The organism is Pseudomonas sp. EA_65y_Pfl2_P78 (assembly GCF_963970495.1).
Taxonomy (GTDB): domain Bacteria; phylum Pseudomonadota; class Gammaproteobacteria; order Pseudomonadales; family Pseudomonadaceae; genus Aquipseudomonas; species Aquipseudomonas baetica_A.
In genome coordinates this window covers 1-17,931 of the sequence record NZ_CAXAON010000032.1, presented here as the reverse complement: position 1 = coordinate 17,931, position 17,931 = coordinate 1, and the positions used below count along the sequence as shown (strand labels likewise).

16 protein-coding genes and 2 pseudogenes are annotated in these 17,931 nt (G+C 53.7%); 9 read left to right on the top strand and 9 right to left on the bottom strand.

Annotated elements, in window-relative coordinates:
* Positions 1–19: 19 nt before the first annotated feature.
* The 4 genes from AACY02_RS21345 to orn all read right to left on the bottom strand — a co-directional run bounded on the left by AACY02_RS21345 (position 20) and on the right by orn (position 5,894).
* Entirely contained in the window at positions 20–1,006 is a 987-nt protein-coding gene (locus AACY02_RS21345) for a hypothetical protein (protein WP_339433652.1), read from the bottom strand.
* Between the two features lie 347 nt (positions 1,007–1,353).
* Positions 1,354–3,885, bottom strand: a complete 2,532-nt coding sequence (locus tag AACY02_RS21340) for a hypothetical protein (RefSeq protein WP_339433651.1) — start codon at positions 3,883–3,885, stop codon at positions 1,354–1,356.
* Positions 3,886–4,642: 757 nt separating this feature from the next.
* On the bottom strand, positions 4,643–5,254 hold the full coding sequence (locus AACY02_RS21335) for a trimeric intracellular cation channel family protein (RefSeq protein WP_221733102.1): 612 nt from the start codon (positions 5,252–5,254) through the stop codon (positions 4,643–4,645).
* A gap of 97 nt (positions 5,255–5,351) precedes the next feature.
* Positions 5,352–5,894, bottom strand: a complete 543-nt coding sequence (gene orn, locus AACY02_RS21330) for an oligoribonuclease (RefSeq protein ID WP_123530761.1) — start codon at positions 5,892–5,894, stop codon at positions 5,352–5,354.
* A 107-nt stretch (positions 5,895–6,001) separates the two neighbouring features.
* On the opposite strand from orn, the gene rsgA reads away from it, so the two are divergent.
* The 4 genes from rsgA (at position 6,002) to AACY02_RS21310 (ending at position 9,100) form a co-directional block, all read left to right on the top strand.
* The gene (gene rsgA / locus AACY02_RS21325; RefSeq protein WP_339433650.1) at positions 6,002–7,033 is read left to right on the top strand and encodes a small ribosomal subunit biogenesis GTPase RsgA; all 1,032 of its coding nucleotides are present in this window, start codon (positions 6,002–6,004) and stop codon (positions 7,031–7,033) included.
* Positions 7,034–7,245: 212 nt separating this feature from the next.
* Complete coding sequence (locus AACY02_RS21320; RefSeq protein ID WP_339433649.1) at positions 7,246–7,653, top strand: TIR domain-containing protein; 408 nt, start codon at positions 7,246–7,248, stop codon at positions 7,651–7,653.
* A gap of 2 nt (positions 7,654–7,655) precedes the next feature.
* On the top strand, positions 7,656–8,615 hold the full coding sequence (locus tag AACY02_RS21315) for a caspase family protein (RefSeq protein ID WP_339433648.1): 960 nt from the start codon (positions 7,656–7,658) through the stop codon (positions 8,613–8,615).
* Complete coding sequence (locus AACY02_RS21310; RefSeq protein ID WP_339433647.1) at positions 8,615–9,100, top strand: toll/interleukin-1 receptor domain-containing protein; 486 nt, start codon at positions 8,615–8,617, stop codon at positions 9,098–9,100. The genes AACY02_RS21315 and AACY02_RS21310 overlap by 1 nt, the downstream gene beginning before the upstream one ends.
* A 42-nt stretch (positions 9,101–9,142) precedes the next feature.
* Here AACY02_RS21310 and AACY02_RS21305 read toward each other — a convergent pair whose 3' ends face one another.
* Together AACY02_RS21305 and AACY02_RS21300 are read right to left on the bottom strand one after the other, a co-directional pair.
* Positions 9,143–9,418, bottom strand: coding sequence for a hypothetical protein (locus AACY02_RS21305; RefSeq protein WP_339433646.1), 276 nt, complete (start codon positions 9,416–9,418; stop codon positions 9,143–9,145).
* Between the two features lie 473 nt (positions 9,419–9,891).
* On the bottom strand, positions 9,892–10,296 hold the full coding sequence (locus AACY02_RS21300; protein ID WP_339433645.1) for an acyl-CoA thioesterase: 405 nt from the start codon (positions 10,294–10,296) through the stop codon (positions 9,892–9,894).
* A 430-nt stretch (positions 10,297–10,726) separates the two neighbouring features.
* On the opposite strand from AACY02_RS21300, the gene AACY02_RS21295 reads away from it, so the two are divergent.
* The 5 genes from AACY02_RS21295 (at position 10,727) to AACY02_RS21275 (ending at position 14,971) form a co-directional block, all read left to right on the top strand.
* Entirely contained in the window at positions 10,727–11,908 is a 1,182-nt protein-coding gene (locus AACY02_RS21295) for a ferritin-like domain-containing protein (RefSeq protein ID WP_339433644.1), read from the top strand.
* 10 nt (positions 11,909–11,918) lie between these two features.
* A complete protein-coding gene (locus AACY02_RS21290) occupies positions 11,919–12,431 on the top strand; it encodes a PaaI family thioesterase (protein ID WP_339433643.1) in 513 nt (170 codons plus the stop codon).
* Positions 12,418–12,681 (top strand): acyl carrier protein, encoded by a 264-nt coding sequence (locus tag AACY02_RS21285; RefSeq protein ID WP_339433642.1) that lies wholly within the window; start codon positions 12,418–12,420, stop codon positions 12,679–12,681. Before AACY02_RS21290 ends, AACY02_RS21285 begins: the two co-directional genes overlap by 14 nt.
* 80 nt (positions 12,682–12,761) lie before the next feature.
* Positions 12,762–14,432 carry an AMP-binding protein gene (locus AACY02_RS21280; RefSeq protein WP_339433641.1) on the top strand — a complete coding sequence of 557 codons (1,671 nt, stop codon included), beginning with the start codon at positions 12,762–12,764 and terminating at the stop codon, positions 14,430–14,432.
* Entirely contained in the window at positions 14,429–14,971 is a 543-nt protein-coding gene (locus AACY02_RS21275; RefSeq protein ID WP_175554138.1) for an acyl-CoA thioesterase, read from the top strand. Before AACY02_RS21280 ends, AACY02_RS21275 begins: the two co-directional genes overlap by 4 nt.
* A gap of 21 nt (positions 14,972–14,992) precedes the next feature.
* On the opposite strand, the pseudogene AACY02_RS21270 reads toward AACY02_RS21275, so the two are convergent.
* From AACY02_RS21270 to AACY02_RS21260, 3 genes and pseudogenes are all read right to left on the bottom strand, one after another.
* Positions 14,993–15,796: pseudogene (locus tag AACY02_RS21270) on the bottom strand (DUF6708 domain-containing protein); the annotation flags it as partial.
* The gene (locus tag AACY02_RS21265) at positions 15,793–16,740 is read right to left on the bottom strand and encodes a DUF6708 domain-containing protein (RefSeq protein WP_339433639.1); all 948 of its coding nucleotides are present in this window, start codon (positions 16,738–16,740) and stop codon (positions 15,793–15,795) included. The gene AACY02_RS21265 and the pseudogene AACY02_RS21270, both read right to left, overlap by 4 nt.
* Positions 16,737–17,931 (bottom strand): annotated as a pseudogene (locus tag AACY02_RS21260) (toxin VasX); the annotation flags it as partial. The pseudogene AACY02_RS21260 and the gene AACY02_RS21265, both read right to left, overlap by 4 nt.

Genomic DNA, 17,931 nt, shown 5'->3' with positions numbered 1-17,931 from the left:
CGCTGGCCATGTATCGAAATCAGACAAGCTGTTTCATTGACCGCTTGGACTCACCCAGAACAAAAGTACGTTGTTCTTTATCACCATCAATACTAAGCCTGTGCTCCGAACCGAACTCATCGACCACTGCAAACTCGAATGCGCTTTCATTCTCCCGCGCCACTTGCAGGTCCGCGGAAACATACTGAACAAGCGTCAATTGTCCAGGCACTTTGTTAATCGGGACGGTTATGTAGCCGAGCGGGCTGCGAAACGTTGTTTTCAGCCCATAAATCGGCGCCATGTAACCATAAAAACATCTGCGACCATCCTGTGTGTCGGGAATATTGCCGGACACATAAACCTGCACCGCATTTTCGGAATCATAAGGGTCAAGTTTCACCTCACTGCTATACCAGTCAAGGAGGTGAATCTGCCGGCCCTCTGCTTGCAGAGCAATATGATAATGCTGGACCCAGTCATATTGGGCACGCTGCTGTTTCTCATCATATTTACTCAATGAAAAACTACTCAGCGGATACTCTTTAGGCGGAATCGCCTCCAGCGTCACACTGCTGTCAAAGCCGACTCCATTGCTTCGCAATACCACTGAGTCCATGACGATTTCGGCAGCGACTTCCATGATTCCAGGCCTGGAGGCGGAAACCCAAAACTCAAGAATTTGTACAGGATCAGAAACGTCACTTTTGCGATTGTCATTAACACGCGGAACTTCTATAGCCCGCGGTGCCCCACCCGACATTTCATGGGCATACCGATTTTCCTGCACGGATACGCTCCAGTCACCTTCAAGAGGTCGAGCGCCGTTATAGGCAATCAGCCGCAGTGTTTGTAATGCAGGATGCCCATACAGTGACGCGCCGTCTCCATTGTTATCGACACCGTGTAAAAGCACCAATACGCGTACTTGCATGCGACCGTTGGCGTAAAGAATCTTATGTTGACCAGACCTTGTGGAGTCGGTTTTCACCTCGATACGGGAAATATTAAGCTGCTCATCAAACATTCAATAACACCTTGGCTAATTAATAAGTTTCGCCTCCATCAGGACGCGCCGAGGCATTGAGACACGGCACTAAAAACAATAAAAGACAGGACATTCGACAAATTAAAACCACGGAAACACCTGAACATAGAAACCAACAACACACATAAACTCTAAAACATTCTAAAAATCCGGATCTCCTGTCACCCGATTTGAAATCAGTCCTGCCAACCCTTTAATTCCGGCCTTGCCAGAGGTTCCTCCCCTCCTGACCACGGCAAAATCAAAAGCAGAAGGGGAGCCAGCGCGTTATTTATATTTATCAGGCTATGTTAGACCGGCAAGAAAACAGTTACTTCCCCCCACATTCAGTCACTCTCTGAGCCCGTCGAAAATCCACTCTCTGAGGATTCACTGTCAGACTCTACATCCGACAGTGGCTCTTCCATTTCAATTTCAATTTTCCGGTCCATGCTGGCGTTTTCCAGATACTCGGTAATCCGCTGCCTCGACGCGTCACTCAAGGGATTATTCACCAGACCAACGAATAAATTCTGTGTATCCGGGATATCGAACAGCTCATCCCCCACCTCTGAAATATTATTATTCTGCAACGCCAACACCTCGAGTTCTTTCAGCGAATCTATTCCTGAAGGAACGCTGGAAAGATTGGCGTCATACAGCATCAATTCCGTTAAATCCGGCATGAAGCCTACAGGTGGAGCAACTGTCAGAGGATTGCGTGCCAGGTTCAACAATGTAAGCGTTTCCATTCTTGCCAGCCCTTCAGCCGTCATATCAGAAAGTCTAAGCGAGCAACTATCCAACGTGAGTTGCAGCAGTTCACGCATTTGAAAGATCCCTGACGGGAATTCCTGCATCTCTACACCAGTCACCTTCAAGTATTTAACATTGGGAAAACTGTCAAGAAACGCGCCTATCCGTGCGCCTGGTTTTTCTGCGGTCAATATTAACTCTGTTACATATTCAAACCTGGCAGACAGCCTTGGTAGCTCACCGGAAAAATCGACGCTGGAAGAAAAATGATAGTCACCGTACCCCCATCTCGAAACGGACTTGCGCCGCCAGATATCTTGCAGCTTTGCGCTGAATTGCTCGCGAGCCTGACGTTGCTCCGCGGGGGTTGGCGCTCTCCCCTGTCCCGACGAATCCGCATGAGGTGACGGCTTATCGGCACTCCATATCGACAATTCACTGCACAACGTCGCGAACTCTTTTTCCAGCCTCATCATTACGCCGGCCAGATCACTCTTTAAACGCTCGTTGATAAACGTCGTCACCTCCTCACCCGAAAGCTGCGGATAAAGATCATGTACGCGGTCAACAACGGTCTTTGCCGATGTCGGATTGTTATCGGCGCCGCCTCGCAGCTTCCACGCTTGCCTGTATTGCGCGGTGGCAGAGTCGACCGTCATTGGAATCGGCGCCAGCCCCAGCAGTTCGCTCACAGCCTGGCGCGATGGCAACGGCTGTGCACGAATCAATCGCTGCAGCGTTTGCCCTCCTCCCTCCGCCACACCGAAGGCCTGACGCTGTACGGGCAGTAACAGGAACCAGACAGCCGAATACAGATCGCTCATGCCTTTGGACGATGAACCCTCGGGGCTGCTGATGACATACCCGGCGTCCTGCTGGACCAGAACGTGATGGAACGAAGTCAGCACATCGCCGATAGCCGTCAAGACCTTCCCGTCAAACACATCCTGACGAATCTCGATACGGACATCTCGCGGCCACTGCGCAAGGCGTCCGATCATATGCAACGCCAGTCGGTCACTGTCCGGACTGGATACCGAATCCAGATAAATCCCTTCACAGGCTCTTGCGAGACGAACATCGCGCAGCACCAACAGCGCCTCTTCTGCCATTTGCCGTGGCATTCCCGGTTGGTTATGCATATGCAGACGCTCGGCGGCACTTGCATCGCGCCACAAGGCCTCGGCTGCCGCTTTGGGCAAGTCAGGAAAAATCCGCCGCATCTGCAACGTGTTTTCATCACAGTCAAGTTCGAACGCACGCTCATGATTCTGAAAGAGCGCGGCGCGGTCGCGCTGGGCAATGCTTGCGCCAGGCTCGCCTTCGCGCAACTGCAGCAGAGCCTGCAACTGCGGATCGACCTGGGCGCGCACTAGCGGATCGGGATGTTGCATTTGTGTGATGAACGTGTGGATTTTCTGATCGAGGCTCAAGCGCCTGAGAGCGTCCTGCAGCAAGACGAGGGACCGAGCGTAAGCGGGGGAATCGCGTGCCAGCGTTTCATCCATCCCACTAACGGCAAGAATGCGTGTAATCGTGACCTCGGAAAAGCCGTCCACTGAATACCCGACGCGGTGAAACAGTTCTGCCGTTCGCCTCCTTAACGAATTGAGTCTTGCAGGGTGATTACGCGAATCACTGCTTTGCAGAGGGACCCAGAACCTGCCCTCGCTATCCGGCTTCAGAAGCGGGCCGGAAGGGTTGAGTTCTCTGGCTAGCGTGGCGCGAAACAGGCCACTCTCGGCGTCCAGGACAACTTGCACGAAATGGTTGTCGGCTACGGCCACATACTGACGCTGCCTGAACCTCCGGATGCCCTGCGCATCGGGCTCGCCGAGGCTTTTGTCGGTGTGTATCCAGTAATCTGCCAGCGAGGGCGTCGCGGCAAGCTTCGAAAAATCGTCGAACGCGAAAGACAACGGGCTCACACTCAAACTGCTCGCCTGCGTCACCGCGACCAAGTCTGGCCGGTAGGACGGGTGCAAGTGTTCCGGGCGAGGGGGGAGAGGTAAATGCGGCATTGCTGGAGAGGGGTACGCTGGGCGATGTGGTTCATTCGCGCTGAAATCGGGTGTTTTGGCAGGGGCAGGAACAGGTTTGATCTTTGGCGGTTTACCAGCCATGAATGCTCATCCTTGAGGTTTGGTTAGTTGGGCCCCGTAACACTGCAGGGCCGTCAGTACAATCAGTTTATCGGCTTATCCGGTGTAAACCGGTATATAGGTGTACTACATTTATCGCATTAATAAACAACGACGCCAATTAGTTCTCGATGTGTGACTCGCGAAGCTTGTTGACGTAGACGAAAGCGCAGTCACTAACAACTAGCTTATTCGACCTGTTTGTTTTTAGCCCCTCAGGTGCTGGCCCAGGTATAAGTGCCCGACACGAATACCGGTAATTCACATCCGCGCCAGACCACAAACTGCGCAGCCACTTAATGGAATAATTTTGAAGTTGCTGTAATGCCGGCTAGACAAAGCATTGCCACTGCTACGGACAACCTACCCGTTGAACTTGATGGCGACACCGATCTGGAAGGTTTTCCCGCTTTGGCTGGAAACCCGGAACGCACGTATACAAGGCAGGACCGGACCCTCCTCGTTTTCATCATCCACACGATCTATTACAGCGACAGTGTTCAGTACCGCCAGAGTGAAACGTCCCTTTTCATTACTGGCTCGCCAACCATTTCGCAATGGTTCTCCCAGTCTCATATTGAATCAGCGGCAAGACTCAGAAATAACATGCCCCTACTAATTCCGCTTGAGCAGAAAGGCAAGAAACCTCAACAACCGGTAAAAACAGATAAAAACCCGCCGCCACCGTCAATTCGCAAAACCCGGCAGAACTGTATTTTTTATTCGATAGCAGGCGGAATCAATGCTCATCGTTATAAACGAACTTGGGCATTTCCCAATGAAAACGAATGGCCAGCAGACGTAACAAAAACCCGCCGAACAGGGTAATCAGAATGGCTTGTTCACCTGGCACGTTCAGATACAGGCACAACATGTAACACCAGGCGGCGGCGAACGACACGCTGGCATACAGTTCTCGGCGGAAGATCAACGGGATGTCATTACAGAAGATATCGCGCAGGATGCCGCCGAAGACACCGGTGATCACACCGCTGACCGAAGCCACCAGCATGCCGTGGCCCATTTCCAGAGCGGTCATGCAGCCGATCAGGGTAAACGCCACCAGACCGACGGCATCGAGCACCAGAAACAACGAACGCAGATGCCGCATCCAACGTGCAGTGAACACGGTCAACATTGCCGCAGCGGAGGTCAGCACCAGGTATTCCGGGTGTTTGACCCATGTCAGCGGGTAGTGCCCGAGCAGCACGTCACGCACCGAACCGCCGCCCAGCGCCGTGACACACGCAATCAGCACCACGCCGAACCAGTCCATGCCGCGACGGCCCGCAGACAGCGCGCCCGTCATGGCTTCAGCGGTAATGGCGATCAAATAGAGCATTAGCAACATGGTGGCGATCCTGGCAGGAAGGCGCGCAGTCTAGCCATTTCGGTGCAGCACCAAAAGAGGGCGAGAACACCCGCCACAAAAAGCCGCCAACCCGGTATCAGAACTTGATGAAGTGCTTGCGGTAATGCTGCAGTTCGGCGATCGATTCACGGATGTCGTCCAGCGCCAGGTGCGTGCTGCCCTTCTTGAAGCTGTCGCGTACGTCCGGCGCCCAGCGTGCGGCCAGCTCTTTGAGTGTGGAGACGTCAAGGTTGCGGTAGTGGAAGTAGCTTTCCAGCGCCTTCATGTGGGTATAGAGGAAGCGGCGATCCTGGCAGATGCTGTTGCCACAGATTGGCGACTTGCCCTTGGGCACCCACTTCTCCAGAAACGCGATGGTTTCGGCTTCGGCTTCGGCCATGCTGACGCGGCTGTCGCGAACGCGTTGGGTCAGGCCGGAGTTACCGTGGGTACGGGTGTTCCACTCGTCCATGCGTGCCAGCACTTCGTCGCTGTGGTGAATGGCGATCACCGGTCCTTCGGCCAGCGTGTTGAGGTCACTGTCGGTGACGATGGTGGCCATTTCGATGATGACGTCGTTGTCCGGATCAAGACCGGTCATTTCCAGGTCGATCCAGATCAGATTCTGTGGGTTCTGCATATTTCGGCTCCTAGGCAATGCTGCGCAGTTTAGCCTAGGCCGGTGCCCCGGCGTGCTAAACTCGCGGCCGTTTTACCTAATCGCTGCATTCTTCAGACGGAACACCCATGGCCAAACGCCAACTCAATCGTCGTCAAAACTGGCGCATCGAAAAGATTCAGGGCGAGCGCGCCGCACGCGCCGCCAAACGTGAGTCCTCGGCAGTCGAGGCGCTCGAAGGTGGCGATCTCGGCCCTGAGCAACACGGCCTGGTGATCGCTCACTTCGGTGTGCAGGTCGAGGTCGAGGCCAAGGACGGCGAACTCGCAGGCCAGGTGTTCCGTTGCCACTTACGCGCCAACCTGCCAGCGCTGGTGACCGGCGATCAGGTCGTCTGGCGTGCCGGCAACCAGGGCATCGGTGTGATCGTCGCGCAATTGCCGCGTACCACCGAACTGTGCCGTCCGGACAGCCGTGGCCAGCTCAAGCCTGTAGCGGCCAACGTCGACATGATCGTCATCGTCTTCGCCCCGCTGCCCGAGCCCCACGCCAACCTGATCGACCGCTACCTCGTAGCGGCCGAACACGCTGGCATCCGTCCGCTGTTGCTGCTGAACAAGTTCGACCTGATCGACGAGCAGAATGCCCCGGCACTCAACGCCCTGCTGGCGGTTTACCGCACGCTCGGTTATCCGGTGCTGGAAGTGTCCGCGCACCACGGCAACGGCATGGAACAACTGCAAAAGCAGCTCGACGGGCGCATCAGCGTGTTCGTCGGCCAGTCCGGCGTCGGCAAGTCGTCGCTGGTCAACAGCTTGCTGCCTGAAGTTGAAACCCGTGTCGGGCCGTTGTCCGAGCTGTCCGGCCAAGGCACGCACACGACGACCACCGCGCGCCTGTTCCATTTTCCGGGCGGTGGTGAACTGATCGACTCCCCGGGCATCCGCGAATTTGGCCTGGGCCACGTCAGTCGTGCCGACGTCGAAGCCGGCTTCATCGAGTTCAATGACCTGCTCGGCACCTGCCGCTTCCGCGATTGCAAGCATGATCGTGAACCGGGTTGTGCACTGCTCAAGGCTCTGGAAGATGGCCGCGTGCAGCAACAACGAATGAACAGCTACCGCTCGATCATCGCCAGCCTGCCTGAAAACGGCTATTAAACAGGCGCACCGGCAGCCCTGAAACACAGGGCTGCCGGCTGTAGGATCACGCCTGACAAATCCTCAGAACGCCTAAACGTCAGACCTTTCTGTAGGGCTTTAGCACGCCTGTTTGCAGGACATTTCTCTTTTACCGCCAGCACCTTGTAGGCCTCACGCAGATGCCTACATTCAGTTCCTCCTTCGCACTGTCGCGACCTCCGAGGAACCCCATGCAAACCTATCATTTGTTCATCAGCCATTCGTGGAACTATTCCCACGCCCACGACAACCTCGTACGCCTGCTCAGCGCGCAACCCGGTTTCACCTTCAAGAATTTCTCCGTGCCACCGCACAACCCGATCATGGGCGCGCAAACCGACAAGCAACTGGAAGAGGCTATCGAGAACAAGATCCGCCCTTGCTCGGCAGTGCTGATCATGGCCGGCATGTACTCGACGTACAGCAAGTGGATCAACAAGGAAATCGAAATCGCCAAGCGCATGGGCAAAGTGATCATCGCGATCAAGCCGTTCGGGGCCGAGCGGATTTCCACCGTCGTACGCAACGCCGCTGATGCCGAGTGCGCGTGGAGCACCAAAAGCATCGTCGCCGCCATTCGCCTGCATACGGCGGTGTAATCATGCGCAAGGGACTGTTTATCGGCATCAACCACTACGCCCACGTCACGCCACTGAGCGGCTGCAACAACGATGCAATGGCCATGGCTTCGGTGCTGGAGCGTCACGCCAGCGGGCGCCCGAACTTCAGCAGCAAAGTGCTGACCTCATCCGAGGAGAACCTGACGCTCACGGCCATGAAACAGCACATTCAAAGTCTGTTCTCGGGCGACTGCGATGTGGCGCTGCTGTACTTTGCCGGCCACGGCCAGTTCGACACCAGCATCGACGAAGGGCTGCTGATTCCACAGGACTTCAAACACGGCGGGGAAGGCATTCGCATCAGCGACATTCTGGAGTGGGCGGACAAGGCCCCGCACATCAAGAACAAAATCATCATTCTCGATTGCTGTCAGGCAGGCGCAGCCGGCGCCATGCGCAATTTGCGCGGTGGCAGCAGTGTGATCGGCGAAGGCATGACCATTCTCACCGCGTGCAAAAAAGAACAGTCCGCCCTCGAAAGTCGCGGCCACGGCGTATTCACCGACCTGCTGTTACAGGCGCTGCACGGTGGCGCCGCGAACGTGCTCGGCAAGGTCACGCCGGGTAGCGTTTACTCGTTTGTCGACAATGCCTTGGGTGCCTGGGAGCAGCGCCCGGTGTTCAAGACCAACGTGTCGCAGTTCGTGCCGTTGCGCGAGGTAGCACCGCTGATTGCCGAACAAACCCTGCGCAAACTCAAGGACTGGTTCCCCGAGCCGAGTTTCGTCTTCAGGCTCGATCCCAGCTACGAGCCCACCGAAGCAACGTTCGACCCCGATCACGGCGCCGTCTTCAAGCAACTGCAAATGTGCAACCGCCACAGCCTGGTCGAACCGGTCGATGCCGAGCACATGTATTACGCCGCCCTCAACTCCACCGGTTGTCGCCTCACCGCCCTCGGCGCCTACTACCGCGAACTCGCCCTCAAAGGACACTTCTGATGCCCGTCTTCATCAGCTACCGCCACATGGATCGCGCCCACGCCATCGCCATCAACACCCGACTGATGCAGGCCAACATCAAAACCTACCTCGACGTACTGGATCCGGAATCCCAGACCACCGAAGACATCACCGGGGTCATCACCCGCAACATCACCGAATGCACGCACCTGTTGGCGGTGGTTTCGGAAAAAACCGCGCTGTCGTGGTGGGTGCCGTTTGAAATCGGTGAGGCGACGATCAGCAACCGGCGGATCTGTTCGTTCAAGACCGGGCCGACGGAATTGCCGTTGTACCTGGATAAGTGGCCGAAGCTGAGCACAGAGAGTGATCTGAATTTCTTTATCGATGCGTATCGTGAGGAAGTGTCGAGCAAGCGTTCAATGACGCTGGACTCGAGCAACGAATCGTTCAGCGGCACCTATAAACGCAACGCCGAGATTTTCCATGAACAACTGAAAAACCGGATTCGGCGGGGGTTCTGACCGACGTAAAAAAGCCGCGACACCATCGCGGCTTTTTAACTTTCAAAGGCTGGGTGCGACTCTATCCAGCTTCCAGCCCAACGCATCCAGTGCGTCACAGCCGTTCTGAAGCAGGATATGCGCGGCGCTGGCGAAGTGTTCCAGATCATGACCTTCGGCATCGTTGACGCACAGGCAACTGACGCTGTTGAGCATATTGCGCAGGATGTTCAAGCGATGCTTTGAGGTTTCGAGAAGGGTCGAGGCCTTGGCTTCGGTGTCGATGTAGAGCGTGGGGGTGGTGCTTATGTTGCCTTGCAGCGGACGATAAATAGCCATGGTCTGATCCTGGCTCGGCGTCATGAGTTGTACGAGCAAGCTCGGGAGAAATGCCCGGAACGCTGGTCTGGCCAGACAAGAAACTGGGAGCCGATGGGCACTGTGATGTTGAACCCGGATCGGCAGCAGCAGACCGAGAAAAGCGCGGCATAGTTAGACGGCGACGCGACAACAACCTTGAAAAACGCCGGAAGCTTGAACACCAAGGAGCCTGAAATGCTTCATTTTCTGGACGCCGTTCCCATTCTGTTTGGGGCGCAATCTGTCAAGTGAACCGGCAAGAGCGCCAATTGGGTCTACACAAGTAGAGAGCTAAAGGGGGCGAAAGTATTTTCCGGAAATCCCCCCTTTTTACCTGTCCTCTTTCTTCTCGGGGCAATAGCCGTTCCGGACGAATTTCTACTCTTGGCCGATTGCGGCTGCTGGTTGGGGACGCCTGACCGGGTTTTTGGAAATAGCCTATTTTTGGCGACTCATGAAAGAAGTGTTCTAAGTCGTGACGGAATGGCGACAACCTCTTTGGTTTCTGGCGAGACGCAGACATGAGTGATATTCGCTACGAAAGATAATGTTCCATTGCTGATAAACCCCTCGACCAGAAAAGTGAAAGAGTGAATCCCTACTTTTGCCACGCTGACCTTGATGTTTAACTCATCATCCCACGTCAGAGGTGCCAGTAACTCCAATGACATGGCGCGTACCGGCGGCAATATATCAAAGCCCATCAGATTTCTAAGTCCTGGTGCGCCCAGCCACTTGTCAAGTGCAGCATATACAGCTTCTACCGAAAAATATGAAAAACGGGGAGTGTAAACTAATCCTGCGGGATCACAGTCTCCAAACAAAATGGTTCTGCTGACAAAAACTGCATTGGGCATTGGTCTGTTTTCCTTGATTTATCCGATGCCGGAAGTTATCCGCGCGCTGGTGCTCTTTATTGCCGCTCAAGAATGATGCTCGTCATGTTGATGCGGCAAGTCCATAACATAGCATTACCCTCGACGGGTATCCGCAGCGTTCATCAGATCAAGCAGCCGCTGACATACCTAAGTGAGACGGGTGTTCCAATTCCTATCGGTATATTTAGTCATTTCTGTTTTGCATATCATGATTGTGGTGGTTAAGCAATTAGCTAAAGGTCTTATGATTGGCCTTTAATTAGCTCATTTTTTTGGATCCAACGTCTATATACTCGCCTCGCCGTGACCACTGGGTGGTTTTCGGTCTACAAGCTGACCCTGTGGTCATGGTGCTGGTGCGGCATGCTCAAGTGCCGATATGGAGATGTAAACATTGCAAAGGGCTTCTATGAATATCTTTTACCTTTATTCCGGTGAAGTTAACTCTTCCGCTATCTCGCTCGTTGATCGCAAGGGTAATGCTGTAGTCGAAAAAGCCATTCATGAGTTTGTAGTTGATGTGGATTCGCAGAATTCCAACTGCTCGGTCATTCTCATTGCTTCTGACAAGTTGCATGAAGTTGAACAAGTTTTGGAGGCTATCAAGAAGCCGGGGCTGTTGGTCAGTACCCGGGTTATATTAGTCAGCGATGATCCGAAAGTGTGCGCTCTCGGAGATTCGGTGAAATATGACATTCAAGATGTCGTTTCTGCCAAAACCGAAATATTGGATATTGAAAAAGTTATCGAGAAAGCGATTTTTGCTTTTACCACGCTTCAGTCAAAACACAACATCAAAGAGTTTTATCTAGACAATAAATTCAACGAGGTTTTTGACTGGTTTGAACAATCGCGATGGGAGTGGTCAGAAATTGGCGACCTTTCCGGTATCGACAGAAGCTTGTTGACCGACGAGGACATTCAACTTCTGCACGATGGTGCTGTTGTAGAACATACGACATTGCCGGGGTCGCACAACTTCCTCAACGAGTGGCGTGACGAATTCGGCTTTTCCACCTGGTCGTTGATGTGGGGAGCCGAAGAGGCTCGGCATGCCCTGGTGCAGGCCAAATACCTGAAGCAATTGGGTATTGAGGTTCGTTCAAAACACGCCATGTTTACGCGTAAACCGTATGAGGTGGGTGACTACCCGTCCGCCACGCTGATGATGAACGTGATTTCTGAATACCGTGCGGCCAACTACTACAACCTACGCGCCCACCGAACGAATGAGCCCACCCTGAAGAAAATCTGGCGTTTGCTCAGCAAGGACGAGTCTCGCCATGCCAAGGCGTTCTATGTCTTTTGCAAAGAGTTGTGCGACGAAAGCGACGTGAATATGTTGGAAGCACTGAAAATGGCTTACGTCTGGCTGATTGATGCCTCCTATGGCGTCAAACACCCTGCAGGTTTGTTCTTCCCGAATGCGGACTCACCCGACTCGGTCAAGACAATTGAACAGGATGTGGTGGGCGACGATGACAATGAACGTGGTGATGCCAATGTCTACCGCGCCTTGCGCAATCTCACCGGCAATAAAGCAATCGTCGATACACGCTCACTGAAAGCCGAGATCCGCGCCAGAATGTAGGTGATACATCATGAACGACACGCTTGTAGAAGAATCAGGTGTCACCTCGAATTGTTTTGGTTGCAGCGAACAAAATGATATCGGCTTGAAGTTAGTGTTTGACGACGGTGTGGATGAGGTCTCTGCGCGAGTATCACTGGATCGTCAGTATGAATCTTATCCAGGCATCGTCCACGGTGGAATTGTTTCGACCGTTCTGGATGAAGCCATGGGAAGAGCCATTATGGTCTTCACCGGAAAAATGGCAGTCACGATGGGACTCCGAGTGCGCTTCATCAGTATCTGCGAGTCATTTGCAGAGTACCGGGTGGAAGGAAAAATCGTCTCGATTACCGGCAGTATGATCAAAGCTGAGGCACGGCTCCTGACACAAACCGGCGATCTGGTTGCCTTGGGGGAGGCGTCGTGGATTGTGATTGAGCCCGAAGATGTTTTTAGTGGGCAGACTAAAGTCCCGCATAGAACGTTGTTGTATATAAACCATGAAGTTAGCCGCGAGGGAGCGATTTGTGAACGAAATTGAATTCGACATACTGGACATTCTTACTACGGTTGTTGGGCTGGAAGCCGGCACTGTGACCAAAAGCACCAGTATCAGAGACCTTGGTGTAACGTCGATGAAGATCGTTGAAATGATTTTGATGATTGAGAAAAAATACGATGTGGAAATGCCCGATGATGCAACTTACACGATCGAAACCGCGGAGCAGCTGATTGCCGCTGTTCAGCGGCTGATTAAAGCTAATCAGGAAGAGTCTCTCGCTATTAATTGACCGGCGACTGATGTGGCGCTTTGCAGTCAGTCAATAGACGGCAAGGCGCTTTTTGGTGGTTTGTAAAATCAGGGAATGATGTGAATACAATACTGACTGCACTTACACGTACAGCCGAACTGTCACCAGAGCGTGGATTTCACGTCATCAAGAATGGCAAGGTTTCGTCGTTTTTGAGTTATGCCAGCCTTCATGGGCGCGCACAGGCCCGCGCCAGTGCAATGCAGGAATGCGTGACGTTCAACGAACGAGTGGGATTGATATTTTTCAACGAACTCAGCTTTATCGAAAGCTTCTTTGCAGTCTTGTTTGCCGGCGGTGTGCCGGTCCCCATCGCACCACCGCAACCTTTTTCGCCGTTGCAGAGCTTCTATAGGCGCGTGGGTCTTATTGCCAGGCAGTCAACGATCCACAGGTTTCTGGTTTCTGAATCGCTCAGTGAAGAGGTCAAAGAATCTCTAGGTGCTCAAACCGCCTCGATCGTACAGACGCTTGATGAGTTCAGCGCTCTGGGTGAAAGCGATCCAGTGGCACCCCGTCAGCGCCCAAATGCAGTCAGTGACACCGCGCTGATCCAGTACACCTCGGGCAGTACTTCGGACCCAAAAGGGGTCGTGGTTTCTCAAGAAAATCTGATTTTGAATGTTGCCGCAATGTGCGAATCATTTGAAATGAACGCAGAGTCTGCCGGTGTTACCTGGTTGCCGTTCTTTCATGACATGGGCTTGATCGGTGGGTTGCTACTGCCTGTGTTTGCTGGCTCGGACTCTTACATAATGCGAACCGCAGATTTTGTAAAAGCACCGTTAAGCTGGTTAAAGGCCATCTCCGACTTTTCCCTGGAGATTTCACCAGCACCCAATTTTGCCTACAAGTATTGTCTTGAACGCTTCAACGTTGATGCCTTGTCGGATCTGAATTTAACCTCCTGGCGCTCTGCCACGAGTGGGGCGGAACCCATCAACCCTAAAGTCATGCGCGCTTTTACCCAGACTTTTGCGCCTTACGGATTCTCCGCACGCTCGATCATGCCCCTTTATGGAATGGCCGAAGCGACGCTGGGTGCAACGTTCACCACGGTGGGTGAGGGCATGCAAAGTGTATTTGTCGATCGTGAGGCATTGAACAACGGCAGGGTCGTGCTCGCGGACCGCGATGCACCGGGGAACAAAGAGATCGTTTCGTGCGGAAAACCCATTCGTCATGTAGACGTCAGTATTCATGTCGACAACCTGGATTTCGTGGATACCTCACTGCTGTTGGGTGAGATTGCGCTGAAAGGGAATTCGGTGTGCTGCGCCTATGACAATGACCAGAAAAATACCGCTGCAATGCTTGAAAACGGCTGGTTCTTGACCGGTGATATAGGCTTCCTGTTTGAGGGGAACCTGTATGTCGTCGGTCGAAGCAAGGAAGTCATCATTATCAATGGCGCCAATTACTTCGCCAATGACATTGAAAGTTACGCCGCTGAAGTCGAAGGTGTCCGGGGTGTTGCAGCAGTTCCACTGACTGAGTCGGACACTGAAGAATGCGCGTTACTGATCGTCCCAGCCAAAGGCCATGACACATCAAGCCTGACCCAAATCGTGCGCAGAAAGATCAGTGACGAACTGGGAATCCAGATAACCACTATCGACATCATTGCGGCGAGTCAGCTGTCCAAGACGACCAGTGGGAAAATCGACCGAGCCAAAATCAGATCTCTTTACAACAACCTCTCACGATCCGCCGAGGCCGTTAGCCAATGAACCTGTTTTTCAGATTATTTGTCATGTCGTTGGTAGGTTTTATCAAGAGATGGCGCAAGCCTGGCCACTTCAGGAGCGCGACGACGATTGGATTCACCGCCACACCGCTTGATATCGATTTGAACATGCACATCAATAACGGTCGTTTTCTATCGCTCGCTGATTTGGGCAGGCTGCATTTCCTGTGGTCTGTCGGCACGCTTGGAGGGATTCTGAAAAACGGCTGGATGCCTCTGGTAGGCAATGTTGACATTGAATACAAAAAGTCCATAAAGCTGTTTCAGCGGTTTGAAATTAAAACCGAACTGCTTTACTGGGATGAAAAGTGGTTTTACTTCCAGCATGTTTTCATGGTTGGGTCGAAAGTGTCGGCAGTGGCCAACGTCAAGGCACTCTTGGTAGACCGTTCACGCAAAGTCGTAGAGCCTGCCCGAATATTTGCTTTGATTGGTGAATCCCCTGAACCCCCGGAAGTGCCGGAATCCATTGCTGATTGGGTTGTACGTCCACGCGCACAACCACAAACGGCTGCACTCTGACATTCAAGAATGAGCGGATAGCAGATCGGGTGGCGGGTACAGCTTCTTCCTTTGCAGGTAGGTGGCGAGAGGAGCATTGAAGATGAATACGCCAAAGACACCTTCCCACAACAGGGTCAAAAACCAGCCACGTTCTTTGGCTATATCCTTCATGTAATCGATGTAGTAACGCAGGTTTGCCCCTGAATTAAGCGCTGCGGCATCCGGTGCCGCCTCTGGCCCGATCTCCATATAACTGCGCATGCATTCCCACAACGCCATTGCCGTAGTGCCGCCGCCACAGTTGAAGCCCAGCGAAAAGTGCTTGTTGTCTTCCGTGGCTTGCGAGTCGGTGTTTTCGAAAGCGATGACCAGTAGACCCATTGTGGCTTTGCCGGCCTGACTGACTGATGAATGCTGGGTGGCGGCGGCTGTCACGGTTTCCCAAGGGACGATCCAATACTCGCCGTTTTCGCGGGGGACGCAGACTTCGCGGCGTTGGCGGTTGAAGCGTACGGGTAAGGGGACTTCGCGGAAGAGGCCCTGAATCAAGAAGAAAGTTGGCACGCCAATAATGAACGTCGTCATGACCGCAAAAATATGCATGTCATCGTGATCATTTCGGAACAGATACCCCATGAAAGCAAACAACACCACCATTGGCCAAAGCACCATCACCGCCGAACCGATGCTGTAGTTACCCACATCGAGAAACGCCTCGTTTTTACGCCAGATGATATTCAGCACATCAGAGGGTTTTCTACCGGTTGGAATCGGCAATGGCGCCAAGTAATCATTGCGCGAAAACATTCTTTTTTTCGTAGTGCCCGCCGGTGGCGTACTCATGACTGCGCCTCCACTCGCCCGGCCAACTCGGCTTCGCGCTTGACGATGGCTTCTTCCAACTCCGGGGAGCGTTTGGTCCATTGCTCCGGGAGGAGTGGTTTTGACCATTCGATGATGTCGGGATTAGAAAGCTCGGGCGGTGGCGATAACTTCCACTCTTGCAACATCATCGCCAGTGGTGCCCCCAAGAGCACTGCAGCAATGATCAGCCACGCTGCCTTGCCAACCTCTTGCGCGACCAAATGATGTCTGATGCCATCCACATATTCACAACAAATGCCCCAAAAGACGCCTCTGCCCCGCAGCTTTTCTCGTCCGCCCTCGAAGTCATTTGTCTGTGGCAAAACTTGCGGGCCAATTTCCATATAACTGCGCATGCATTCCCACAACGCCATTGCCGTGGTGCCGCCACCGCAGTTGAAGCCCAGCGAAAAATGCTTGTTGTCTTCCGTAGCGTGCGGGTCGGGGTTTTCGAAACCGATGACCAGTAGACCCATCGTGGCTTTGCCGGCCTGACTGACTGATGAATGCTGGGTGGCGGCGGCTGTCACGGTTTCCCAAGGGACGATCCAGAATTCGCCATCGTTGCGGGGGACGCAGACTTCGCGGCGTTGGCGGTTGAAGCGTATAGGTAAGGGAACTTCGCGGAAGAGGCCCTGAATCAACCAAAAAATAGGGAGCGCCATGATGCAAGCTCCCAATATCAACGCATCAGGATCCTTGAAGACATATGCCAGCCCCAAAAACAACATGACTCCGGGCCACATCACCATCACCGCCGAGCCGATGCTGTAGTTACTTATATCGAGAAACACCTCGTTCTTGCGCCAGATGGTGTTGAGCACATCGCAAGGCTTTTCACCCGTAGGAATGGGCAATGGAGCCAGATAATCATTACGCGAGAAAATCCTTTTTTCCGTTGTGCCTGCCGGTGGCGTACTCATCGCTTGTCCTTGGGTTGCAGATAAATCGCGCCGGGATGATCCTCGCCGAGCGGATAATTCGGCACTCGATCAAGTTCAGGTGTTGGGTCGGCTCGTAGCGCAATGACGCCCGTGGAGTTATTCAAGGTAAATGCCAAACCACGCTCCCCGCCGATAAAACTCCGTGCGCCGAGTATCCCGGTCAATGGCGTGCGATAACGCAACCTTAGCGACAACGTGCTGGGTGGTGTGCGCAGTATGTCTTTCACCTCTTTGAAAGGGCCGCTTATACGCAGACCCTGACCTTCCTCGATCGGTATCCACTGGCAACTGCTGCCGGACAACCAGAAGGGCGTCATATCGCGCCACGGACGGGGTGGCCTGAAGTAGTCGGTCGGACTGTTTTTGATCAGGTACCGGTTTTCGAGGGTATCCACCGGGTCACCGACCATGCTCAGTTCCAGGTAGACACTGTTTGGCTCGGCGCCTGGCAAATCGATGGTCAGAGAATCAATGGCGCTGACGAACGCCAGACCGGAACGACCGTTATCAGTTGCCTGATTAGAACTGCTTTGCATGGTGACCCGAGGCGTATAGAGGATGAGATACAAACGGTCGAGTTCGTCGTGTTGGGCTTTAGGCGCGATGGGGTCCAGATCGATTGCACGCGCCTTCGACCAACAGCAGTTGTTCAGGAAATTTTGCAACGGCGTTTTTTCGAAAAGCCAGGCTGTCAGGTACAGTGCGCCGAACCCCAAAATGATCCAGTTCAACGGCCCCATGTACAGCGTGTAACGCAAGATGGCGACATCCACTGTGATTGACCCTGCTAAGGCACGAGCGGTGTAGCCAAACCCTAATATCGCTTGGGCGCCGAAGGTCGCTACTTGCCCTCCGACCGCGAACTGACGCAGTTGCAGCCAAGGATCGACTCGTTTTTGGGCATCCTCTAGCTGTTGTTTCAAGGATTTGAACTCTGCCAAGGCTGCATAGGCCGACAACCCACCAATCACCCCACCAAACAACGTCAGCATTGGTGCGCTTCCCATCCTGCCGCCCGGAAGCTTGACGGACATTTCCTTAACCCCCAACCCCATCCGCACCTGACTATCCACCACCGCCACCAACGCCGCCGCCCCATACAAACTCGCCGACACCGTGTCATTCACTCGCCGGGCATCCATTCCCTCCAGCACCCCGGCCTCGCTCAAA

Bases quoted from the DNA above. Each gene is read 5' to 3' on its own strand.
- AACY02_RS21345 (WP_339433652.1), bottom strand. From the start codon at position 1,006: ATGTTTGATGAGCAGCTTAATATTTCCCGTATCGAGGTGAAAACCGAC.
- AACY02_RS21340 (WP_339433651.1), bottom strand. From the start codon at position 3,885: ATGGCTGGTAAACCGCCAAAGATCAAACCTGTTCCTGCCCCTGCCAAA.
- AACY02_RS21335 (WP_221733102.1), bottom strand. From the start codon at position 5,254: ATGTTGCTAATGCTCTATTTGATCGCCATTACCGCTGAAGCCATGACG.
- orn (WP_123530761.1), bottom strand. From the start codon at position 5,894: ATGCAGAACCCACAGAATCTGATCTGGATCGACCTGGAAATGACCGGT.
- rsgA (WP_339433650.1), top strand. From the start codon at position 6,002: ATGGCCAAACGCCAACTCAATCGTCGTCAAAACTGGCGCATCGAAAAG.
- AACY02_RS21320 (WP_339433649.1), top strand. From the start codon at position 7,246: ATGCAAACCTATCATTTGTTCATCAGCCATTCGTGGAACTATTCCCAC.
- AACY02_RS21315 (WP_339433648.1), top strand. From the start codon at position 7,656: ATGCGCAAGGGACTGTTTATCGGCATCAACCACTACGCCCACGTCACG.
- AACY02_RS21310 (WP_339433647.1), top strand. From the start codon at position 8,615: ATGCCCGTCTTCATCAGCTACCGCCACATGGATCGCGCCCACGCCATC.
- AACY02_RS21305 (WP_339433646.1), bottom strand. From the start codon at position 9,418: ATGGCTATTTATCGTCCGCTGCAAGGCAACATAAGCACCACCCCCACG.
- AACY02_RS21300 (WP_339433645.1), bottom strand. From the start codon at position 10,296: ATGCCCAATGCAGTTTTTGTCAGCAGAACCATTTTGTTTGGAGACTGT.
- AACY02_RS21295 (WP_339433644.1), top strand. From the start codon at position 10,727: ATGAATATCTTTTACCTTTATTCCGGTGAAGTTAACTCTTCCGCTATC.
- AACY02_RS21290 (WP_339433643.1), top strand. From the start codon at position 11,919: ATGAACGACACGCTTGTAGAAGAATCAGGTGTCACCTCGAATTGTTTT.
- AACY02_RS21275 (WP_175554138.1), top strand. From the start codon at position 14,429: ATGAACCTGTTTTTCAGATTATTTGTCATGTCGTTGGTAGGTTTTATC.
- AACY02_RS21265 (WP_339433639.1), bottom strand. From the start codon at position 16,740: ATGAGTACGCCACCGGCAGGCACAACGGAAAAAAGGATTTTCTCGCGT.